21 protein-coding genes are annotated in these 19871 nt (G+C 67.3%); 13 read left to right on the forward strand and 8 right to left on the reverse strand.

Features of this window, described 5'->3' with window-relative positions; translation table 11 throughout:
- The first annotated feature begins 88 nt into the window (after nt 1–88).
- Nucleotides 89–901: an SGNH/GDSL hydrolase family protein gene (locus IEW22_RS10665; RefSeq protein WP_188586636.1), complete on the forward strand. Its 813-nt coding sequence runs from the start codon at nt 89–91 to the stop codon at nt 899–901.
- A gap of 33 nt (nt 902–934) precedes the next feature.
- Here the strand turns inward: IEW22_RS10665 and IEW22_RS10670 are convergent, their stop codons facing one another.
- The 3 genes from IEW22_RS10670 to IEW22_RS10680 all read right to left on the reverse strand — a co-directional run bounded on the left by IEW22_RS10670 (nt 935) and on the right by IEW22_RS10680 (nt 3781).
- Nucleotides 935–1249 (reverse strand): DMT family transporter, encoded by a 315-nt coding sequence (locus IEW22_RS10670; RefSeq protein WP_188586589.1) that lies wholly within the window; start codon nt 1247–1249, stop codon nt 935–937.
- A 20-nt stretch (nt 1250–1269) separates the two neighbouring features.
- Nucleotides 1270–2961, reverse strand: a complete 1692-nt coding sequence (locus IEW22_RS10675; RefSeq protein WP_229742472.1) for a hypothetical protein — start codon at nt 2959–2961, stop codon at nt 1270–1272.
- A 253-nt stretch (nt 2962–3214) separates the two neighbouring features.
- Nucleotides 3215–3781 carry a DoxX family protein gene (locus tag IEW22_RS10680; RefSeq protein ID WP_188586590.1) on the reverse strand — a complete coding sequence of 189 codons (567 nt, stop codon included), beginning with the start codon at nt 3779–3781 and terminating at the stop codon, nt 3215–3217.
- Nucleotides 3782–3993: 212 nt separating this feature from the next.
- On the opposite strand from IEW22_RS10680, the gene IEW22_RS10685 reads away from it, so the two are divergent.
- From IEW22_RS10685 to IEW22_RS10695, 3 genes are all read left to right on the forward strand, one after another.
- Nucleotides 3994–4632, forward strand: coding sequence for a DUF5134 domain-containing protein (locus IEW22_RS10685; RefSeq protein ID WP_188586591.1), 639 nt, complete (start codon nt 3994–3996; stop codon nt 4630–4632).
- A 126-nt stretch (nt 4633–4758) separates the two neighbouring features.
- Nucleotides 4759–5481 carry a YcnI family protein gene (locus IEW22_RS10690; protein ID WP_229742454.1) on the forward strand — a complete coding sequence of 241 codons (723 nt, stop codon included), beginning with the start codon at nt 4759–4761 and terminating at the stop codon, nt 5479–5481.
- 62 nt (nt 5482–5543) lie between these two features.
- The gene (locus IEW22_RS10695; RefSeq protein ID WP_229742456.1) at nt 5544–7121 is read left to right on the forward strand and encodes a copper resistance CopC/CopD family protein; all 1578 of its coding nucleotides are present in this window, start codon (nt 5544–5546) and stop codon (nt 7119–7121) included.
- Nucleotides 7122–7164: 43 nt separating this feature from the next.
- On the opposite strand, the gene IEW22_RS10700 is transcribed toward IEW22_RS10695, so the two are convergent.
- Genes IEW22_RS10700 through IEW22_RS10710 form a run of 3 tightly spaced genes read right to left on the reverse strand, consistent with a single transcriptional unit; the run spans nt 7165 to nt 10221 of the window.
- Nucleotides 7165–8352 carry an NAD(P)/FAD-dependent oxidoreductase gene (locus tag IEW22_RS10700; protein ID WP_188586592.1) on the reverse strand — a complete coding sequence of 396 codons (1188 nt, stop codon included), beginning with the start codon at nt 8350–8352 and terminating at the stop codon, nt 7165–7167.
- 14 nt (nt 8353–8366) lie between these two features.
- Nucleotides 8367–9785 carry an FGGY family carbohydrate kinase gene (locus tag IEW22_RS10705; RefSeq protein ID WP_188586639.1) on the reverse strand — a complete coding sequence of 473 codons (1419 nt, stop codon included), beginning with the start codon at nt 9783–9785 and terminating at the stop codon, nt 8367–8369.
- Nucleotides 9786–9801: 16 nt separating this feature from the next.
- Complete coding sequence (locus IEW22_RS10710) at nt 9802–10221, reverse strand: winged helix-turn-helix transcriptional regulator (RefSeq protein ID WP_188586593.1); 420 nt, start codon at nt 10219–10221, stop codon at nt 9802–9804.
- 207 nt (nt 10222–10428) lie between these two features.
- Here IEW22_RS10710 and IEW22_RS10715 point away from each other — a divergent pair, with 207 nt between their 5' ends.
- From IEW22_RS10715 to IEW22_RS10735, 5 genes are all read left to right on the forward strand, one after another.
- The gene (locus IEW22_RS10715; RefSeq protein WP_188586594.1) at nt 10429–11190 is read left to right on the forward strand and encodes an SDR family oxidoreductase; all 762 of its coding nucleotides are present in this window, start codon (nt 10429–10431) and stop codon (nt 11188–11190) included.
- A 294-nt stretch (nt 11191–11484) separates the two neighbouring features.
- Nucleotides 11485–11739 carry a BatC protein gene (locus tag IEW22_RS10720; RefSeq protein WP_188586595.1) on the forward strand — a complete coding sequence of 85 codons (255 nt, stop codon included), beginning with the start codon at nt 11485–11487 and terminating at the stop codon, nt 11737–11739.
- 5 nt (nt 11740–11744) lie between these two features.
- Entirely contained in the window at nt 11745–13007 is a 1263-nt protein-coding gene (locus IEW22_RS10725; protein ID WP_188586596.1) for a cupin domain-containing protein, read from the forward strand.
- 47 nt (nt 13008–13054) lie between these two features.
- Nucleotides 13055–13933, forward strand: a complete 879-nt coding sequence (locus tag IEW22_RS10730) for a sucrase ferredoxin (protein ID WP_188586597.1) — start codon at nt 13055–13057, stop codon at nt 13931–13933.
- 13 nt (nt 13934–13946) lie between these two features.
- Nucleotides 13947–14459 carry a GNAT family N-acetyltransferase gene (locus IEW22_RS10735; RefSeq protein WP_229742457.1) on the forward strand — a complete coding sequence of 171 codons (513 nt, stop codon included), beginning with the start codon at nt 13947–13949 and terminating at the stop codon, nt 14457–14459.
- A 60-nt stretch (nt 14460–14519) separates the two neighbouring features.
- On the opposite strand, the gene IEW22_RS10740 is transcribed toward IEW22_RS10735, so the two are convergent.
- A complete protein-coding gene (locus IEW22_RS10740) occupies nt 14520–15008 on the reverse strand; it encodes a TspO/MBR family protein (RefSeq protein WP_188586599.1) in 489 nt (162 codons plus the stop codon).
- A 139-nt stretch (nt 15009–15147) separates the two neighbouring features.
- On the opposite strand from IEW22_RS10740, the gene IEW22_RS10745 reads away from it, so the two are divergent.
- From IEW22_RS10745 to IEW22_RS10755, 3 genes are all read left to right on the forward strand, one after another.
- Nucleotides 15148–15570 carry a ChaB family protein gene (locus IEW22_RS10745; RefSeq protein WP_188586600.1) on the forward strand — a complete coding sequence of 141 codons (423 nt, stop codon included), beginning with the start codon at nt 15148–15150 and terminating at the stop codon, nt 15568–15570.
- A gap of 136 nt (nt 15571–15706) precedes the next feature.
- Nucleotides 15707–17632 carry a CocE/NonD family hydrolase gene (locus IEW22_RS10750; RefSeq protein WP_188586601.1) on the forward strand — a complete coding sequence of 642 codons (1926 nt, stop codon included), beginning with the start codon at nt 15707–15709 and terminating at the stop codon, nt 17630–17632.
- Between the two features lie 120 nt (nt 17633–17752).
- Nucleotides 17753–18517 (forward strand): cutinase family protein, encoded by a 765-nt coding sequence (locus tag IEW22_RS10755; protein ID WP_188586602.1) that lies wholly within the window; start codon nt 17753–17755, stop codon nt 18515–18517.
- Between the two features lie 41 nt (nt 18518–18558).
- On the opposite strand, the gene IEW22_RS10760 is transcribed toward IEW22_RS10755, so the two are convergent.
- Entirely contained in the window at nt 18559–19002 is a 444-nt protein-coding gene (locus IEW22_RS10760; RefSeq protein ID WP_188586603.1) for a hypothetical protein, read from the reverse strand.
- Between the two features lie 153 nt (nt 19003–19155).
- On the opposite strand from IEW22_RS10760, the gene IEW22_RS10765 reads away from it, so the two are divergent.
- Entirely contained in the window at nt 19156–19767 is a 612-nt protein-coding gene (locus IEW22_RS10765) for a class I SAM-dependent methyltransferase (protein WP_229742459.1), read from the forward strand.
- Nucleotides 19768–19871 lie beyond the last annotated feature (104 nt).

The raw sequence follows: 19871 nt of genomic DNA on the forward strand, positions 1-19871 counted from the left end.
GGCCGCAGCCGCACACTGTCACAGATCTGTTCAGGTCAGCGCAGACGTGCGTGCGGTGGCAGATGCAGTCGCGGACAAGGGGGAATCGATGGTCGTCAATCGCTACGTTGCCCTCGGTGATTCGTTCACCGAGGGAGTGGGAGACGATGATCCCTCTCGCCCCAACGGCGTGCGCGGGTGGGCCGATCGGGTCGCCGAGCAGCTGGCGGTGGGCAACCCCGATTTCCGCTACGCCAACCTGGCGATCCGCGGCCGACTGATGGATCAGGTCCTCGACGAGCAGCTGCAGCCGGCCATCGACCTCGAGCCCGACCTGGTGACCATCTACGCCGGCGGCAACGACATCATGCGCAAAGGGATCGACATCGATGCGATGATCGGCCGCTACGACGCCGCGCTGTCGCGTCTGCGTGCAACGGGTGCGACCGTGGTGGTGTTCACCGCCTACGACACCGGCTGGGCGCCGGTGTTCCGTCTCCTGCGCGGTCGCATCGCGGTGTACAACGAACTGCTGCGTGAGGTCGCCGAGAATCGTGGGCTCACCGTGCTCGACTACTGGCGTCTGCGCGGGTACGACGACATGCGTATGTGGTCGTTCGATCGTCTGCACATGTCACCCGCCGGGCACGCGAGGATGGCCGCCGAGGTCCTCGACGTTCTCGGCCTGCCGCATGCCATCGACGTGCCCGCGCTCGGGCCGGCGCCGACCATCGACGACGCAACGCGGCGACGTGAGGACCGCGAGTGGGTGCGATCGTTTTTGCTCCCGTGGTTCTCCCGACGCATCAAGGGCACCTCGTCGGGTGACGGCCTGACAGCGAAATGGCCGCAGCCGGTCGGCGTCGAGGAGTTCGCAGGCGACACCGCGGCCGGCGATCCGGCAGCTGCCGCGCGGTCGTGACCTCCGGCGAAGCGATTCAGTGCTGTGGTCGATTCAGTGCTGTGACTGGATCGCGGCCACACCCGCAGTGATGAGGATGATGCCCGCCGCGGTGATCACCGTGAACCGCTCGCCGAACAGGAAGTGCGCGAGGATGGCCGTGGCGACGATGCCGGCCGACGCCCACACCGCATAGGACAGGCCCACGGGCATTCCGGTGCGTAATGCCATGGGCAGCAGGATGAATGCGGCGGTGTATCCGATGGCGGTGAGCAGATACCACCACGGGCTGCCCGAGACAGCCGCACGCATCGCGAGCGTTCCGACGACCTCCGAGGCGATCGCGATCGCCAGCAACACCCAGCCCATGATCACTAGAGACTAGAGGCTCAGTGCGCGCAGCATGCCGGGGGCTCGGGCTCGGCCGGATCACCCTCGCCGGGGGCGGCGATATCCGCTTCGCGACCGGACTCGGCCGCGGCCCCGACGTCGAACACCTCGAGGCGGCATGCGCACGAGGCCTCGATCGCCACGTCGGCGCGCGCACGCGCGAGTTCGAGCTGACCGGCGATGATGTGCGCCTCGGCCTGCCTGCCCAGGCGCACCAGACATTCGTGGTAGCCGTGCAGGCTCCACACGTTGTTCGGATGGCGGCAGGGTCGTGCAAGGGTCGGGTCCAGACCGAGATCGGCCGCGTAGACCTCGGCGGCCTCGGCCACCCGGCCCTGTTCGAGTAGCAGCGCGCCCAGGGCGTGTCGCGTCGGTTGCATCCAGCCCCATGGTTCGTCGTAGGGCAGCGAGTCATCGCGCTCGATCGCGGTGCGTAGATATGCGAAGGAACGCTCGAAATCGCCCGCGCGATAAGCGATCTCACCATCAAGCATCGCCAACCCGACGGCAAGGATGTCGCGCGCGGTGTTGTTGAACAGAGTCCTGCTCTCGGGGATGCGCGAATATGCCGCCTCGAAGGGCCTCTGTTCGCGCCGCGCCTGGTCGAGCCGGTCGGTGGCCGCATAGCCCATCGCCCGGCCGTAGTGAATCGTCGCGGTGGTGGTGCAGTAGAGCACGGAGTCCGTCGGGAGCGGTTGTGCGATCAGATCCTCCCAGCGGCCGAACCGGATGAGTACGTGTACACGCAACGGCACGAACGCCTCGAGCCAGTCGGCCATCGGCGGAGAGGCCACCGAGAGCACCTCGGGGGTCAGCTGGTCGTGCAGCTCCTCCGCCGCGGCCAAGGCCAGACGTGACTGCCCGGCGAACATCGCCGCGTACACCGCGAAGTGCAGATCGTGGGCGCGGTAGAGCGAGTAGAAGTTCAGTGGCCCGCGGGCTTCGACGAATCTGCGGTCAGCCTCCACAGCGGCGAGATTGGCCTGGACCGCCGGGTGGTACTCACCGCACAACACGTCGATGTGGGAGGGCATGTGGCGCAGATGCCCGGCATCGGGGACGAGATCCCTGAGTGCGTCGGCGGCGGGCAAGGCGTGTTCGGGATGTGCCGACATCTCCATCACGTGGATGTAGAAATGCAAGGCGCCCGGATGTTCTCGTCCCTGCGGCGTCGACAGCACCTGGTCGAGGAGCGCCAGCGCATCGACCACGCGTGAGCCCGGTGCCGGGTTGCCGGTGCCGGTGTCCCACAGCTGCCACGCGGTCAGGTTGATCAGCGCGTCGGCGGCCAGCGTCGACACGTCGGCGTCGTCGGGCCGCGCGGCCGCAAGGGCCGTCATCGCATCGGCGTAGTCGGCCATGCCGGCGGCGAGCGCGGCCTCGTCGTCGGGATCGTCGGTGGGATAGCGCAGCGACAGGGCGTCCACGAGTGCCATCTCCACCTCGGACCCGCTGCTCGTGCGTGCGCGTGCGAGTTCGGCGCGGGCACGCCGCAACGAGATCTGCCGGTCGCGCGGGTCGAAGGCGTCCCAGCCCTTGTTGTAATTCGGGCCGATGGCGTAGGCGATGCCCCAGCGGGCCACGGCCAGTGCTGAATCATGGTGAAGCGCCTGCTCGAAGCACGCGATCGCCTCGTCGTGGTTGAAGGCGTAGGCCCACACCAGCCCCCGGTCGAACCAGCGCTGCGCCATATCGACCCAGGTCGAGATCGGACGACTGAAAGAACCGAGGTCGTAGTACTCGTCGTCGACGGCGGGCGCAGTGCGCGGCACGGAGATGCTCACCCTGTGATCTTGCCGCAGCGGAACCGGTCAGGGGTGGTGGCGGTTCGGGTTCCCGGGCGTGAATACGGCGACGGGGCCTCGTCAGTAGCTGACGAGGCCCCGTCTGGCCGGAGTCCTCAGCGGCGCTCGGGGGTGTGAGGCCGCGAGATCCCCTGACGCCTCACGCGGCCGTTCGGGCCGCGAGAGTCTTGGTGCGCTGAGACAGCACGCCCGCCGAGCCTGCCAGTGACAGTCCCAGTGCGGCCACGCCGACACCCCAGTGGTTGAGTTTGCGGCCGACGACCGAGTCCAGGGCGTAGCGGCCCGGTCCGGTGAGGGCGATCGAGGCCGACGCCAACCCCAGGACCGCCGGGTATTCGTAGCCGCCGTTCTGGGCGAAGAAGCCGCTCTGGCGGTGCACCTGTGCGGCCGCGAGCATGGCGGCGCTGCCGGCCGCTGCCGCGAGTCGGGTGCCCACGCCGGCAACCATCAGACCGCCTGCGGCCTCGCTGATACCGGCCAGGACGGCCGATGCCTTCGCCGGCTCGAAGCCCATCTGCTGCATGCCCGCAGCGGTGCCCTCGATACCCGGGCCGTCGAACCAGCCGGCCAGCTTCTGCGCGCCGTGAGCGAAGAGTGTTGCGCCGACGGTCACCCGCAGGCCGAGGAGTCCGGCATCGAGAGCTCGTGCGGACGCCGACGTGTGCGCCGATGCCGCTGTGCCGGTCTTCTTGTTCTTCCGTGCCATCTCCGGCCACCTTCCGTTCAGCGCGGGTGAGCGCGCATGGTTCGAACACGGCGTGTGTACGCCGCACATAGTCGGACCGTAGTCCGGTTATCGCCGTCTCCGCCACCTCGTGTGATCAGTGAGACATCCTCGGGTGCGAGTGCGGGCCACCGAGATCGATGGTGGTGATCTGGCTCACTGTGGGAACTGTTCGTTCGTCGACCCCGACCACTGTGTCGAACCAGCGGATCGGCGGAGAGATGGGGCAGCAGGTGTCGGGAGCAAACGCGGCGTCGGTGACGCTGACCGTCGTGTTCCTGGCTTGCGCCGGCGCATATCTGCGGGCGGCGCTGATCTCGCGGGGATGGGCCCGCGGTGCGTGGGCCTGTCATGTCGTGATGGCGCTGGCAATGGTCGCGATGGTGTGGGCATGGGGTATGGAGATCCCCCTGATCGTCTACGTGGTGGTGTTCACCGCGGCCGCCACCTATTTCGTCTACCTCTGGTTGGAGCGGATCGACTGTGCCACAGGCAATCACCGGCTCTATCACGCGGTCATGATGGCGTCGATGGTGCTCATGGCGCTGGTGATGTTCGCCCCAGCCGCCGGTGGCGGGACGGGCCATGCCGGCGGACACCGGCATTCCTCGGCGTCGGACATGCCGATGTCCATGCCGGGTATGGACGCCGGTGGTGGCGGCCTTGCGACGTCGATGCCCGCCTGGGCGTCAGCGGTCGCCGCGATTGCCGCAACCGGTTATGCCGTGGTCGCGCTGGGCATCTTCTACGTCATCGTGCGCGGGCCGCGGCGACCCTATGCCGACCTGCTGATGAGTGCGGGAATGGCGGGTGCATTCGCACTCATGCTGTGAACGCCGCGTGCCCATCAGCGGCGACGAGTCGGACGCCGCGGATACCTCAGGACATGACGCATGCGCACACCGGACGCACCCGCAGACATGACCTCTCGACACAACAACAGATGAAGGGATATTCGCGTGCACAAGTGGAACAGGGGCGTCGTCGCCCTCCTCGCAACGCTGGTGGCGGCGTTGGTCGTCGCCGCACCGGCGTCGGCGCACGTTCGCGTCGACGGCACCGACGTGACGCAGGGCGGATACGGGGTGCTGACGTTCCGTGTGCCCACCGAATCGGATACCGCCTCCACCGTGGGACTCACGATCACGCTGCCCGATTCGACGCCGATCGTCTCGGTGTCGACCCAGCCCAAACCGGGATGGTCGGCGCAGGTGGTGAAGAAGGATCTGGCGACACCGCGCAAGGACGACGACGGCAACGAGATCACCCAGTACGTGTCGCAGGTGATCTGGAAGGCGGATACCCCGCAGGCGGCGATCGCACCGGGGAGTTTCGACACCTTCGCCATCTCGGCCGGTCCGATGCCCGAGTCGGAGTCGATCACGATCCCCGCTGCCCAGACCTACAGCGATGGTCAGGTGGTGCAGTGGAATGAGACCTCCAGCGACGGGAAGAGCGAGCCCGAGCATCCGGCGCCGGTCCTGACACTGGCATCGGCCACGAGCGCGGACGAGCATGGCTCGTCGATGGCCGGGATGACATCGGGTGACAACTCGTCCGGTCACTCCGACTCCTCGACCAGCCCGGTCGCGATCGCCGGTCTGGTCGTGGCGATCATCGCGCTGCTGATCGGTATCGCCAACTTCGCGATCGCGCGGAGGAACGACACCTCGAACAGGTGAGACTCCGGATCGTTCTGCTCGGACTCCTGGGCGTGGTCGCTGCGCTGATGTCATCGCAACCGATGGCATCAGCGCACGCCACGCTCGTGTCGAGTTCGCCGGTCGACGGCGCGCGACTCGATGAGTCGCCGTCGCAGATCCGTCTCACCTTCGACGAGGCGGTGGGGATCAACCCCTCGGCTGTCCGGGTGATCTCGTCGAGCGGTCAGCGCGTCGACGACCGCTCCCCGCGCCTCATCGATGGGGGAACCACCGTGGTTCTCGGTGTGGCACCGAACCTGGCCACGGGAAGCTACTCGATCACCTGGCGTGTCATATCCGGTGACACCCATCTGGTGACGGGCTCGGTGGTCTTCGGTGTGCGTGCCGACGCCGGTACACCGGTGTCGGCCGGGTCGGCGCAGTCGACGTCGCTCACCCGTGCCGAGCAGGTGACACAGGCCCTGCTCTACGCGGGACTGGTCGCCTTCTTCGGTATCGCGCTGATCTGCGTCTTCCTCTGGCCATTTGCATTGTCGTTGAGGCGGATTCGCGTCACGATGGTTGTCGGCTGGGTGCTGGTGGTGCTGGCGACGGTGGCGCAGATGATGCTGCGGTCCGCCTCTGCCGACGATGTGCGGAGTCTGGGCGGGGTCTTCTCGCATCTCGGTGGTGTCACGGGGCTGGACAGTTTCGCAACCCTGCTGTCGCGCCTCGTGCTGATGGTGCTCAGCGGTTGCGGTCTGATGGTCGGTTGCGGTCAGGTGGTCACCCGCCTACGCGGTCGCGACGGTGACCCTGCCCGCGGCGGCCGAGACGTTCCTGCCCACCGCAGCCGAGCCGTGTCCCGGGTGGCCGTTTCACTCGCGGCACTGGCGGTGTCGGTGACGGTCGCCGTCGACGGACACGCGGGCGTTGGTGACGACGCGGTGCTCGCCACCGTCGTGACGAGCCTGCACGTGCTGGCGATGTGCCTGTGGCTCGGCGGGCTGGCGGTGCTGGCAGCGGCCGTTGTGCCGCTGCGACGTGACGACGGCCTGAAAACCTGGTCGACCGTGGCGTTCGTCCTGGCGGTGGTGCTGCTGCTGAGCGGCGAGTATCAGGCGTGGCGGCAGGTATCGCCACTGGAATCGCTGTGGAGCACCGGATACGGCATCGCCTTGCTCGTCAAGGGCGCGCTGGTGGCGGCCATGCTCGTGCTGGCGGTGATCTCGCGTCGCAGGCTCAGCACCGAGCGTCTGCGTCGTACCGTGCCGCTCGAGGCCGGCCTGGGGATCGCGGTACTCGCCGTGACCTCGGTGCTCGTGTCGTCGGCGCCGGCTCGGACCACCTATGGGCCGGCGGTGAATCTCTCGGCCCCGCTGAGCGATGGCACCGCCGAGGTGCACATCGGTTCCACCCGGCGCGGCGACACTGACATCGCCGTGGCAGTCCGATCAGCGGACGGCTCGCCGGCCACGGCTACCTCACTGGCCGCGACGCTGTCGTCTGACGACGCGGGAATCCCTTCTCTGTCTGTCCGATTCGTGCCGGACGGCCCGGACCGCTGGCGCAGCGTCGGTGCGGCGACACCGCTTCCCGGGCAGTGGACCCTGTCGCTGACCATCTCCTCGACATCCGGACTCGCGCAGGTCACCTCGGTGGACTACCGGGTGTGGTGATCGACGGGCTTGCCGCAGCGCTGGGGTTGCCGCAGCGCTGGGGCTAGTGGGTGAGGTGCTGGGCCACGTGCCGGGCGGTGCGTTGCCACCAGGGGGTGGTGGCGGTGGCGCCCGATGAGGCAGGTGCGGATGTCACCCGGGTGGGCGGCAGTTCGTCGCCGAGGTCGATGCCGATCTCGGCGAGCAGATCGGAGACATAGGCCGCGATGCCCAGACTCGCCGACAAACCGGTCGAACGGATCGCGGCGACGTTGACCATCCGCCCGCACGCCGCCGACGGACCGATCACGTAGTTGCAATTCCGGCCGGCCGGTCGCAGCCCGGCATGGGAGGCGACCGGGTCGCGTCCGGCCAACGCCGGATACTGGCTGACGGCTTTCGCGAGGATCTCCTCGCGCGCCTGCGGCCGGACACTCCAATCGGCCTTGTCCTCGTGATCCACCGCCGTGGGACCGGCGATCACGTGGCCGTCGACGGTGGGGAACACCAGCACGCCCTTGGTCCGCTTGGTCGGCACGGGCAACAGGATCTGTTCGAGACGATGCGCACGGAGCTGATCGAAGACGAGGAATTCACCCGTGCGCGGGTAGATCTCGAATGTGTCGTCACCCACCATGCGGGCGATGTCGTCGGCGTGCAGGCCTCCGGCGTTCACCACCGCGTCGGCGGTGATACTCGATCCCGCGGCCGTGTGCACGACGAGCGCATCGGCGCTCTCGTCGATGCCCACCACCGGCGAATCGAGCAGTATCGTCACACCGGCTGCCCGTGCGGAGGCCCCCAGCGCCCTGGTGAATGCGACCGGGTCGGTCAGCGATTCACCCGGCACCTCCAGTGCACCGTCGTCGGGCCGGATGTGGACGTCGACGCCGTTGCGTGCGGCATTGGCCGCCAACTCCTCGATCGTCTGCGCATCATCCTCGCCTCGCGGCATGAGCACTGCCCCGCAGCGCACGATGGGCACGCCGAGGGCATCGAAGATCTTCTCCCGCAACGGGACCGAGCGCAGGATGAGCTCGGTCTCCAGCTCGCCGGGAGTCGAGTCGAAGCCGGTGTGCAGGATTCCCGAGTTCGTGCCGCTGGCCGCATAGCCGAGGTCGGAGTCGGCCTCGAGGAGCACCACGTCGACCCCGCGGTGGGACAGGGTGTGGGCGATCGCCGTGCCGACGACACCACCGCCGACCACGGCGACAGTGGTGTGAACAGGGGTCGTGTGATCAGAAATCGTCATCGAGGTCGATCTTCTCACGGCATGGTCGTCGCGGCGGCGGCCTGCCAGCGTGAGAGGACCTCGGCCGCATGTTCGCGTGACCATCGGGGTTCGTAGACCCGCGACGGCGGCGACGGTCGCACGATCTGGTCGACCGTCGCCGAGGCATCCAGTGCCAGCCGCAGACATGCCGCGGCCCCGAGACCGGTGGCATCGGCTGAGGAGTGAACCTCCACCGGGATCCCCAGCAGATCGGCCTGGGCCTGCATCAGAGCGGCTGAGCCGGTGAGTCCGCCGTCGACGCGCAGCCTCGTCGGCGGTGTGGGCAACTCGGCGGCGACCAGTGCGGTCAACACCGCCACCTGCGCGGCGATGCCCTCCACCAGTGCGCGGATTATCTCGCCGCGCCCGGTCGACAAGGTCATCCCGCGCAGGCATGCGGTGGCGGCGGGATCCCACCAGGGTGCCGCCAGACCGGCGAAGGCCGGAACGAAGACCACGCCGTCGCTGGTGTGAGCGGCGACGGCATCGATGTCACGCGCCGAGTCGATCAGGCCGAGATCGATTGCCCAGCGCACCGCCGACGCCGCCGTGTAGACCTGCCCGTCGAGACAGTAGGACGGTTGACCCCGCAACTGCCAGGCGACCGACGTCGTCAGGCCCGACGGCGATATGACCGGGTGCTGGCCGGCATTGGCCAACAGGAAGGCTCCGGTTCCGTAGGTGCACTTGGCGTCGCCGGCGTTCACACAGGCCTGGGCCAACAGTGCCGCCTGCTGATCGACGATGAGCCCGCCCAGTGGTATGTCGGGACCGAAAGCGCTTGTCGTCCCGACGATCTCGTCGCAACCGACGATCGTGGGCAACTCCTCGTCGGTGAGACCGAAGAGATCGACGGACGCCTGATCCCACCCGGTCGAGGAGAGTGAGGTGAGCAGCGAGCGACTCGCCGTGGATGCGTCGGTGACGAAGGCTCCGCACAACCGATGGACGAGCCAGGTGTCGGTGGTGGTGACAACACCCTGCTGGGAGAGGTGACGCCGCGCCCACCCCATCTTCGGCGCGGAGAAGTACGGGTCGAGCACCAGGCCGGTCGATTGTCGCAGTGCCTCGGCCGCGTCGGACAATTCAGTGCAGATCTCGGTGGCGCGGCGGTCCTGCCATCCGATGATCGTGCTCAGTGGCCTCGACGTCGCGCGATCCCACACGAGGATGCTCTCGCCCTGATTGGCCAGCGCGACAGCGTCGACCGGCGCCTGCGCACGGCGCACCGCCTCGCGTCCGGCCGTCAGTACCGAAGTCCACAGTTCTTCTGGATCTTGTTCGGCCACTGCTTCTTCGGGATAGTGAGGACGGATCGGAGCCGACGCTTCGGCCAGGATCTGGCCGGCTTGATCGGTGACGACTGCCTTGGTCGCCGAGGTGCCCTGATCGATCGCCAGAACTGCCGAAATCGTCACCAGCAGGAGCTTATCGGCGCGAAGGAGTGCGCGCCTGTCGCGACGTGACCGGCTGCTGGTATGCGTTCGTCTCCGGCGTCTCCTGGCGGGCATTGGCCGCCTGCACATCGGGTACGTGGTTCTCGGCCCAGGTGCGCACCGCGGCCAGCGGAACGAGCAGCGAGCGGCCCAGTGGGGTCAGTGAATAGCTCACGTGCCGAACGGATCCCCCGCGGTCGGTGCGTTCGATGAGTCCGTCGTGTTCGAGCGACCGCAGGGTCTCGGTGAGTACTTTCGGGGTGATGCCCTGGATATAGGCCTTGAGTTCGGTGAAGCGCATCTCGCGGTCGGCGAGCGCGGTGATGACGAAGATGGTCCAGCGTGCTCCGATGCGATGCAGGATCACCCGACTCGGACAGCTCGCCGCCATCACGGTGTACGCCTCGGCCATGGGCTCGCCTCCTGTGTTCCGGTGCAGATGGGCCCGCTGCGGCGACCCGGCGGGCGCCGGGACCGCGAATGTGCAGGTCGTGCGAAGTATCGTTGAAGATACCGGTATCTAAACCATACCGTGTGCCTCGTTGGTGGCGACCATCTGACGTGGCCGCCGTCGCGGCCGACACACGGTGTGATCGGTCACCGGAGATGAGGTGCGAGTATGACCCCGACAGCCCGATCCAGTTCTGAGGAGTTCCGTTCTGGTCAGACGACATTGACCGGCGCGACGGTGTTGGTGATCGGCGGTGCGAAGAATCTGGGGCTGGCCATCGCCCGGCGAGCGAGTGAACTCGGTGCCGACGTGGTGATCGGTGCCCGAGATCTCGACACGGCACGTCGGGCGGCTGCCGACATCCCTGGTGCCACGGGTATCCGGATCGACGTCACCGACGAGCAGACGGTGGAGGCCGCGGTCGCCGAGCTGGGTGCGGTCGACCACATCGTGACAACTGCGGCTGCGCACCACAACGTGCCGGTTGCCGAACTCGATCATCAGTCGGTGGTCACCGCCTTTGACGCCAAGGTGATCGGACCGCTGATGCTCGCCAAACACTTCGGGCCGATCATCGCGCCCACGGGGTCGATGGTGCTCTTCTCCGGCGTCGCGGCATGGCATCCGCAACCGGGGCTGTCGATCATGGGAATCACCAATGGAGCGGTGGCATTCACCGTGTCACATCTTGCCGCCGAACTCGCTCCGATCCGAGTCAACGCCGTGTCGCCGGGAATCATCGACTCGGGAACCTGGGACGGCCTCCCGGATGCCGATCGATCAGCCCTCTTCGCCGATACGGCTCAGACCAACCTCGCCGGGCGGGTCGGCAGACCCGACGACATCGTCGACGCGGTCGCATGGCTGCTCACCGCCGGATTCGTCTCGGGCGAGACGATCCACGTGGAAGGCGGTGCGCGCAGCGTGTGAGTCTGCGCCGCACACTGCCTTACTGAGGTACTGCCTCACCGAGGTACTGCTCGCCGGCGCCATTGCCTCACCGAGCGCCATTGCCTCACCGGGCGCCGATGATCACGATTATCGGTGATCGCAGACATCGACATGGTGGTGATCCGAAGTCGCCGGGGAATCCGAGGCGACGAGTAGTGTGAGTCACGAGGTCGCACCATAGGCGTGAAAGAGGCGAATCCGACACGGATTTCGCAGCGTGGCGTGTGACCGGTCGATAAAGGGGGCACGTGCTCCCGATCAGAGAGGAACACCATGGCACTCGACGATGACGACATCACAACATCAACCGGTGGCGGAGAAGGTCCGGCTGACGGTGGGTCCAACCCCGGTGGACATGACGGTGGTGCCGACGGTTCGCCGTCGGCGGGTGAGGGTCCGGCTGACGGTGGTTCCAACCCCAACGGTCACGACGGTGGTGCCGACGGTTCGCCGTCGGCGGGTGAGGGTCCGGCCGACGGCGGTTCCAACCCCGATGGTCACGACGGCGGCGCCGACGGTACCGCCTGAGCGTAGTGCTCACTCGCACCATCTCGGTCGATAGCGCGACTTTCGCCCGGGATCACTGGAATCGGCGGCCCTTGCTCAGCAGGGCCGCCGATCTTCCTGCCGACTTCGACGATCTGCTCTCCACGGATGCCGTCGACGAGCTGATTGCTCAACGCGGGGTACGCAAGCCGTTCATCCGGATGGCCAAGGACGGCGAGCTGCTCGCAGGCGAGCGGTATCTCAGCTCTGCCGGATTCGGCGCCGACATGCCCGACCAGATCGATTCCGCGAAAGTCCTCGCCGAGTTCGCCGCCGGTACGACCATCGTCCTGCAGGGGCTGCACCGGTTGTGGCCGCCGGTGATCGATTTCGTCGCCGCGATGGTCGCCGACCTCGGTCATCCGGTTCAGGCGAATGCCTACATCACGCCGGCCAGCAACCGGGGCTTCGATCCGCACTACGACGTGCACGATGTGTTCGTGTTGCAGACGGCGGGTCGTAAGCACTGGGTGGTCTACGAGCCGGTGTTCGTCGATCCGCTACCGGGACAGTCGTGGTCGACCCACCGCCAGGCGATCGAGGAGCGTTCGCGTGAGGAGCCGGTGATCGACGCCGTCCTCGAGCCGGGAGACGCGCTCTACCTGCCGCGCGGGTGGATTCATGCCGCGCAGGCATTGGGCGAGACGTCGATCCATCTCACGGTCGGTGTGTCACCGGTGACCGTTCACGACGCGGTTCGCGCATTGATCGACGAACTGGCCGACTCCCCGCAGATGCGGGCCTCCCTGCCGATGGGGGTCGACTTCGCCGCGTCGGCACAGATCAGGCCGATTGCGGAGAAGGCGCTCGCGGCTGCACTCGACGTCGTCGGCTCCTCCTCGAGTGACTACGCCTCGGCGGTCGCCGATCGGTTGACCTGGCGTCACGCCGATCGGACACGTCCGGTGGCGGTGCGCCCCCTCAGCACGGTCGCCCAGCTGTCGTCGATCACCTCTGACACCGTCGTCGGATGGCGCGGTGGTCTGGTCGGCGAACTCTGCGAACACGATGGCGTTGTCGACCTGCGGCTGCGTGAGAAGACCATCACCTTCCCGGAATCCTGTGCGCGCGCACTGGATTGGCTGCACGCGGGTCACCGTGGCGCTGCCGGATCATTGCCCGGACTCGACTCGGCTGACGGTGTGGTGCTGGCGCGCCGCCTGCTGCGCGAAGCGGTGGTGGTGATATCGGAGTCCCAGCGCGCGCCGTCGGATCCGGCGCATGTGGGCGAGTCGGGTCGCCCGGAGTGATCAGACGCCTCCCGTGCAGCGACCAGTCCCGCACCAGACACGACCCCATGTACGGGACCGCATCGGCGGGGTTCTCCTGGCTGATGCTCGAGGTATCAGGACCGTGGGGGCCTTCGGCATTCATGCAGTCTCCCACCGTCATCGACCCTGAACTGGGTCGCCAGATCGTTCGCCGAGCAGAACGTGCAGGGCTGCGGATCGTGGCGATCCGCCGGCCCGGACGACGTGCGCCGACCCCGCGATGGCGCTGGTTCGTCGCGAACGCGAGGCCGGGGGAGGAGCGAATGGTGGGTGGTGAATGCGACTCTGCGGAGGGATATCTCACGGTTCCGCTCGACGGGACCGGCGGGTATGAGATCACCGACCCGCTGGTCGCGGTGTGTGCACACGGCAAACACGACCAGTGCTGTGCGGTTCGTGGCCGGGGTGTCGCGGCAGCGATTGCCGATCGCTATCCGGACTGGACCTGGGAGTGCTCACATCTGGGTGGTGATCGCTTCGCCGCGACGATGATGCTTCTTCCGCATGGATTGTGTTATGGCAGAGCGGATTCGGCCGACGAGCCGGCGAATATCGTCGAACTCTACACACTGGGCCGCGTGGTCAACTCCTTGCTGCGTGGGCGCACGTCGTTGCCGCACGCGGTTCAGGCTGCACAGTACTTCGCACGTAAGAAATACGGCGACAACAGAATTGGATCATTCACCGAGATCGATGTCGCCCACGGTGACGCGGTTGTCGTGGTCGTGCTGGCATCGGCGAGTCCGGGCAGGACGCTGCGGGTCACCCTCCGGGAGGAACTCTCCGAGCCTATCCTTACGATGTGCACGGCGGAGATACCCGGCCGGGTCAGGCAATTCCAATTGGTATCGATCGACGAGGCGGATGTCGCCTCACCTGGCGCTGACGCGCCCCACAGGTCATGAGAGGGCGATCAGGGTGACGGGTACACGGTGGCCGACGCGAACCGAGGAGACCTCGGATGTCGCGTCTGTGCGGGCGACGAACCTCGCGGCATTCGAGACGTCCGAGGAGGCCGATCTCGTCGACGCGCTGCGCGACGACGACGCATGGGTTCCCGAATTGTCGGTTGTCGCGGTGGATCCCGACAGTGATGAACCGGTGGGGTATGCACTGCTCACGAGGTGCCGGATCGATGATGAGCCCGCGCTCGCGCTGGCGCCGTGTGCCGTGCAGCCGCGTTATCAGGGCGTCGGCGTGGGCTCCTCGGTCATCGAAGCGGCTCTCGACTTCGCGCGCAACGCGGGTGAGCAGGTGGTGGTGGTGCTCGGACATCCCGGCTACTACCCGAGATTCGGCTTCACCAGGGCGTCCGAGCACGGGGTGAAGTTGAGCATCGACGTTCCCGACGACGCGCTGATGGTCCTGAGCCTGGATGGCAGCCCGATCCCGAGTGGCACGGTCCGGTACGCGGCGCCGTTCGGAATCTGACCTCACCCACACGGGATCCACGTCAGCCGATCCACCCCGGTCGCCCTGTTCAGGTCGACGTCATCGGTTGTGTCGCCAGAACCCGAACGTCAGGCCGGTGGCGAACAGGCACCACAGCGGATACGGCGCCAGCGCCACACCTGCGACGGTGTTCGCCTGTGCGGCTCTGCGGGTGAGATCGACACTGCTCACCGTCAGCAGTGCGGCCCCGGCGGTGGCGGCGCCGAGTTTGTGCGCGCCAAAGAACAACTGACACCAGCCTGCGTTGAGTGCGAGGTTGGTCAGCAGTGCGGCTTTGTACGATGTGGCGCTCTCGCCGCTGTCCTCGAGGGCGTCGATTGCGACCGCCGAGGTTGCGGCGACGTCGGCGTAGAGCGCGGTCCACACCACCGGGATCGCGCCGTTCGGCGGTACGACACTGGGTCGTTCGAGTTTGTCGTACCAGCCAGACAAACCCGATTTCACCGCCAGAGATCCGACGAGTGCTGCAGTTGCGGTGGCGGCGGACGTGGCGGCCACGGTGGACAGTCGGACGGTGGAAAGACCCATACACCCAACCTAGCTGGTACCCAACCTAGCTGACGCCAGCGAAGTCGACGCCTACCCTCGGTGATATCGGTGGGCCTGTCGACAACACGGGCAGGTGACACCAGGATGCGACACCACGGATGCGGCGCGGGAGGTTTCCATGCCCATGACCAACGAGAACGGCGATCCGAAGAAGTCGGAGCTCCCCGACACGATCGCACGATCCGACGATAAGGCGCAACGCACGTTCGCCGCCGCCCACGACTCGGCGGAGGACGAGTACGGGTCCGCCGAACGCGCCTACCGCGTCGCCTACGCGGCTCTCAAGCGCACGCATGAGAAGGTCGGCGATCACTGGGAGCCCAAGAGCGAATCCGGGCCGTCCGACGAGCGGGCCGAACACCACGGCCGGAATCCACAGGGGCGCAGCGCCGGCGGAGTCGACGCCAACGCGAGCAAGGATCATCTCCTCGACATCGCGCGCCGCCTCGACGTCCACGGGCGTTCGTCGATGACCAAGGACGAACTGGTGGCAGCGATCGAGAAGGAGAACCGGCGCCAGACCGCCCGAAGTAACCAGTAAGGGCATGCGGGCGCGAGGTCGCTGAGGCCCAGGACGGGGCGCAGGTACGCCGGGGACCGCGCAGGTCCCGGTGAGTGTGTCCGTGACATGGGCGATATGCGTGGATATCGCGGCGTGCGGGGTGGACACTGATCCAATGTCACGCGCAGGATCAGACGTCGGCGACATCGCCGGCGGGCAGCATCGACTCGGCAGTGCGTTCACCGGCACATCGACGACCAGTCGCAGGGCCTTTCTGGCCACGGTCGGGATCGGAGCAGCCCTCGGTGTCGCTGCCGGCGCCGGGGTTGCTGGTGTCGGGGCGGCCGCAGCGCAGCCGACGCGCACCTTCGCCTCCCGGCGGTGGGGGTACATCACGGTGCCCGACGGCACCCGGCTGCGCTACAGCGTGCTGTTGCCCACGGGGAAGGGGCCGTTTCCGGTACTCATGCAGTACCACGGATATGACGCCGGCACGATCGGCGGAGCGGGGTATCTGCGCGGCGACTGGTGGATGTCGGCAGATCTCGACATGGCGCTGGTGTCCGCGGGATACGCGGTCGTCGGTGTCTCGATGCGCGGCACCGGATCGTCGGGCGGTGTTCTGGAATTCTTCTCCGACGCGTGGGGGACCGACGGGGCATACGCGGTCGAGTGGGCGGCACGTCAGCCGTGGTCCTCGGGTGCGGTCGGCATGTACGACTGGTCGTGGCCGGGCATCTCGCAGCTGTTCGTGGCCCCGCACCGTCCGCGCGGGCTGACGGCGATCGCGCCAGGGATGCCGGTGGTCGACCCGATCCGCGACGTGCTCGCCCCCGGCGGTGTCCCCAACGGGTTCATCGGTCTGTGGTGGCTCACCATCCAGTCGGCGTGGCGGTTCAACCTCGAGAACGCCCAGGCCGACGGCGACGCCGAAGGTGTGGCGAACAACCAACGCAACTTCCTCACCGGCAATCAGCACATCACCTCCGCGGAGTACTACTCGCGCTTCCGTGACGAGTTCTGGGCGGCGCGCGACCTCACCGATCGGATCGCCGCCATCGACGTACCGGTGTTCAGCATGACCGCCTGGCAGGACGAGGAGGTGGGGTCACGGGCCGGATACTTCCAGGAGCTTCTCGATCCGGCCCGGATGTGGTGGCTGGGAACCAACGGTCGCCACGACACCTACGTGGCCGCACGGTCGCGACTCATCGACTTCTTCGATCATTTTCTGCGCGGCGAACGCAACGGGTTCGACTCGCGACCGCATGTGGAGATCTGGCATGAGACCACCTCGCCGGAGGCCCCGATGCCCTCCGATGAAGCCCTGGAATCAGCGCATCCCCGGTGGCGCAGCACATTCGACACGATCCCGCCGGCGGCCACCGTCCGCAGATTCGTCCTCAGTGCCGACGGCAGACTCAGCGCGGGGATGGGGCGGGTGCGCAGCGGGCGGGTCGACTACCGATCGGTTCCCGGGCCGGCGGTGAACTTCGGTGTCGTCGGCGCGATCACATTCGAGGCGGGCGGCCCGGAGGCCGAGGCGGGGTGGAAGGCCGGTCAGCCGATTCCCGGACTGTCGGCGTCGTTCATCTCCGCGCCGCTGGACTCCGACCTGGCGGTGTTCGGATCGGCCTCGGCGGACCTGTGGATTTCCTCGCACGCCCCGGACACCGATGTGCAGGTGACGGTGACCGAGGTTCGGCCCGACGGCCTGGAGACCTACGTCCAGCGGGGGTGGCTGCGGGTGGCCCAGCGCATGCTCGATGCGGACCGATCGTCGCAGCTGCGTCCGGTCCCCACGCAGCGCGACGCCGACCAGCGGTTCCTGCGCCGCGACGTCCCGGTGCTCGCGCGCGTGGAGATCCGGCCGTTCGCCCATGTGTTCCGCGCTGGTTCGGCGTTGCGCGTGGTCATCGACGGGCCCAGCCCCACCGGCGACTGGCTGTTCAGTCCGTTGGCGCCGACTGACAACGCGATCTGGTGCGGCGGCGCCCACGCCTCGTCGATCGCCTTCGGTGTCGTGGACTTCGCGCCTGCTCCCCGAACCCTGCCGGCACCGGACTCGATCATCGGTCAACCCAGCCGCAGTATGAGGTGACGCCAACCGGTCGCTGAGTGTGTTCTGCCTCACTGATGCTGGCGGGCATCATGTTTCGGCAGCTCGGCATTCTGTACACACGGACGGCGAATCCGACCGGGCTCGCTGCGATGGGATACGGTGAGCGCGCTGACGGTCGAGATGGGGGTAGGGGCGCAGATGATGTGGGGTGTGCGGAAGAGTCTGCTCGTCGCCGGTGTGGTCGGCATGTTCACCACAGTGGTGGCAGGAGGTGCACCCGCGTCGGCGTCTCCGGTGCCCAAGGCCCCCGGTTGCGGTCCCGTGCACTACTTCTTCGTCGGGGGCACCTCTGATCCCATCGGGTCGGAGTATCGGCATTTCTGGCCGCATGATGCGGGCAGGACCACGGTCATCGAGTACCCGGCGCTGCTGATGCAGGCGTCCTGGGATGTCGGTGCCCAGCTTCTGCGATCGAGTGTGGCGGGCTATCAGGTGACCTGCCCGACGACGGCACTCGAACTGCGCGGCTACTCGCAGGGGGCGGGTATCGCCGGTGACGTCGCCGAGGAGATGGGGCTCGCGGCGACCCTCATCGCCGACCCGCGTCGCCCCACCGACAAGGAAACCGGCCGTGGCGGCGTGATCGGTGTCAGCGATCCGTCGGTGCTGCCCCAGGTCTCCGGCGGTATGCCGTGGCGACCCAATCGCACCCCCGATCCACTGGTCACCGAGATCTGTCTCACCGGCGACGGGATCTGCGACTCGATGGGAGTCCACCGCGGCGACCCGGCCGACAGTCTCGAGACCACCTTCGGGTGGGCCACGAAGCACACCGCCTACTCGGCGCGCGACGTCGCCTCCGCACATGCAGACGAGGACAACCTCGTCACCACTGCCGAGACGCATTTCGTCTTCGCGCACTGACGTGGAGCGCCTCGGCGGACGGCGGCATCGAATATGGATCGTCATGCGGCCTCGTCGAACTCGGTCGGCACACTGATCACGTCGTTGTCGTTGGCGCGGTGAATTCCGTAGAGCAGTACCGAATGCCGTCGTGCTGCTGCGTCGAGCAGATTCGACCAGGCGGTGTCCCATGCGTTGAGGCGGTCTCCGCCGGGGCGCGAGAGCAGGATCGCGAAGCCGTCGCAGGCATCCGCGGCGACCAGACCACGCAGCCGCCTCATAAGCATGTCGGCGTGAAAACCGTTGGGACACTCCGAACCCGGTAGCTCCAGGAGGGGCGGGACCAAAGCGCTGGAGCGCACGAAGCCCACGCACACCGATGCCTCTCGGAAGCCCAGCGGTGAGTACAGGTGGTGCCACCGTCGACCGAGTTCGGCAGCACCGAGGAACGGTGCGGACGGCGAGTGGTCGATGGGTGCGATGTCGGATCTGTCGTCGAATGTCATGGCTCTCATGGTGTGGCCGCTCGGTGAGAGCCACAACGTCGCTGTCCACAGGTGTGCACGGTGTGTTTGACAGTCGCGAGATTGTGTGGGGACGAATTTGCGTGGGGACGAGTGTGTGTGGGCTGCACCCCGTGTGCGCGATACAGAAGAACTGTGGCGTCAGCAGAAGACATGACCAAGCGGTGGAACCACAAAATCCACTATCACTCGGTGGTGTTGGAGGCGATCCCCGCCAACGCGCGTAGCGCTCTGGACGTGGGGACCGGCGACGGACTGCTCGCGACCGATCTGCGGCGCGTTCTCGACGACGTTGTCGCCATCGACTCCGACGCGGCCGCGCTCGCTCGGGCACGGAGTCGAGACGACCGCGTTCGGTGGATCGCCGGCGATGTGCAGGAATATCGGTTCGCGCGGACCTTCGATGTAGTGGCGTCAATCGCGACGCTGCATCATCTCCCTGATCTTGCCTGCGCCCTGAGACGATTCGCCGAGCTGACCGCACCCGGTGGCGTGATGGTCGTGGTCGGTCTCGCCCGGTCGAGCGGCGCGGCCGACGTCGCCGTCGATGCGGCAGGCGTTCTCGCGCACCGATGGCTCTCATCACGACGCGGGTACTGGGAGCATTCCGCGCCGACGGTGTGGCCGCCCCCGCAGACCTATGCCGAGGTGCGCGAGTGCGCGATGCAGGTGTTGCCGGGAGTCCGGTGGAAACGACTGGCGATGTTCCGATACGCATTGGTGTGGCATCGGCCGCTCGACCGGTGACCGATACGAGTACTGCCGCCGCGCCGGGGGCGACCGGACGCGTGCGGCAGTACTTCGGAATGCGCGGTTTCTCTTCTGCTACAGCGGCACTGACACCGTGACCT

The organism is Gordonia jinhuaensis (genome assembly GCF_014639795.1).
Taxonomy (GTDB): Bacteria; Actinomycetota; Actinomycetes; order Mycobacteriales; family Mycobacteriaceae; genus Gordonia_B; species Gordonia_B jinhuaensis.

Bases quoted from the DNA above. Each gene is read 5' to 3' on its own strand.
- IEW22_RS10695 (WP_229742456.1), top strand. From the start codon at position 5,544: ATGGCATCAGCGCACGCCACGCTCGTGTCGAGTTCGCCGGTCGACGGC.
- IEW22_RS10760 (WP_188586603.1), bottom strand. From the start codon at position 19,002: ATGACATTCGACGACAGATCCGACATCGCACCCATCGACCACTCGCCG.
- IEW22_RS10675 (WP_229742472.1), bottom strand. From the start codon at position 2,961: ATGGCGCAGCGCTGGTTCGACCGGGGGCTGGTGTGGGCCTACGCCTTC.
- IEW22_RS10680 (WP_188586590.1), bottom strand. From the start codon at position 3,781: ATGGCACGGAAGAACAAGAAGACCGGCACAGCGGCATCGGCGCACACG.
- IEW22_RS10700 (WP_188586592.1), bottom strand. From the start codon at position 8,352: ATGACGATTTCTGATCACACGACCCCTGTTCACACCACTGTCGCCGTG.
- IEW22_RS10715 (WP_188586594.1), top strand. From the start codon at position 10,429: ATGACCCCGACAGCCCGATCCAGTTCTGAGGAGTTCCGTTCTGGTCAG.
- IEW22_RS10670 (WP_188586589.1), bottom strand. From the start codon at position 1,249: ATGGGCTGGGTGTTGCTGGCGATCGCGATCGCCTCGGAGGTCGTCGGA.
- IEW22_RS10740 (WP_188586599.1), bottom strand. From the start codon at position 15,008: ATGGGTCTTTCCACCGTCCGACTGTCCACCGTGGCCGCCACGTCCGCC.
- IEW22_RS10730 (WP_188586597.1), top strand. From the start codon at position 13,055: ATGTACGGGACCGCATCGGCGGGGTTCTCCTGGCTGATGCTCGAGGTA.
- IEW22_RS10750 (WP_188586601.1), top strand. From the start codon at position 15,707: ATGTCACGCGCAGGATCAGACGTCGGCGACATCGCCGGCGGGCAGCAT.
- IEW22_RS10665 (WP_188586636.1), top strand. From the start codon at position 89: ATGGTCGTCAATCGCTACGTTGCCCTCGGTGATTCGTTCACCGAGGGA.
- IEW22_RS10720 (WP_188586595.1), top strand. From the start codon at position 11,485: ATGGCACTCGACGATGACGACATCACAACATCAACCGGTGGCGGAGAA.
- IEW22_RS10710 (WP_188586593.1), bottom strand. From the start codon at position 10,221: ATGGCCGAGGCGTACACCGTGATGGCGGCGAGCTGTCCGAGTCGGGTG.
- IEW22_RS10745 (WP_188586600.1), top strand. From the start codon at position 15,148: ATGCCCATGACCAACGAGAACGGCGATCCGAAGAAGTCGGAGCTCCCC.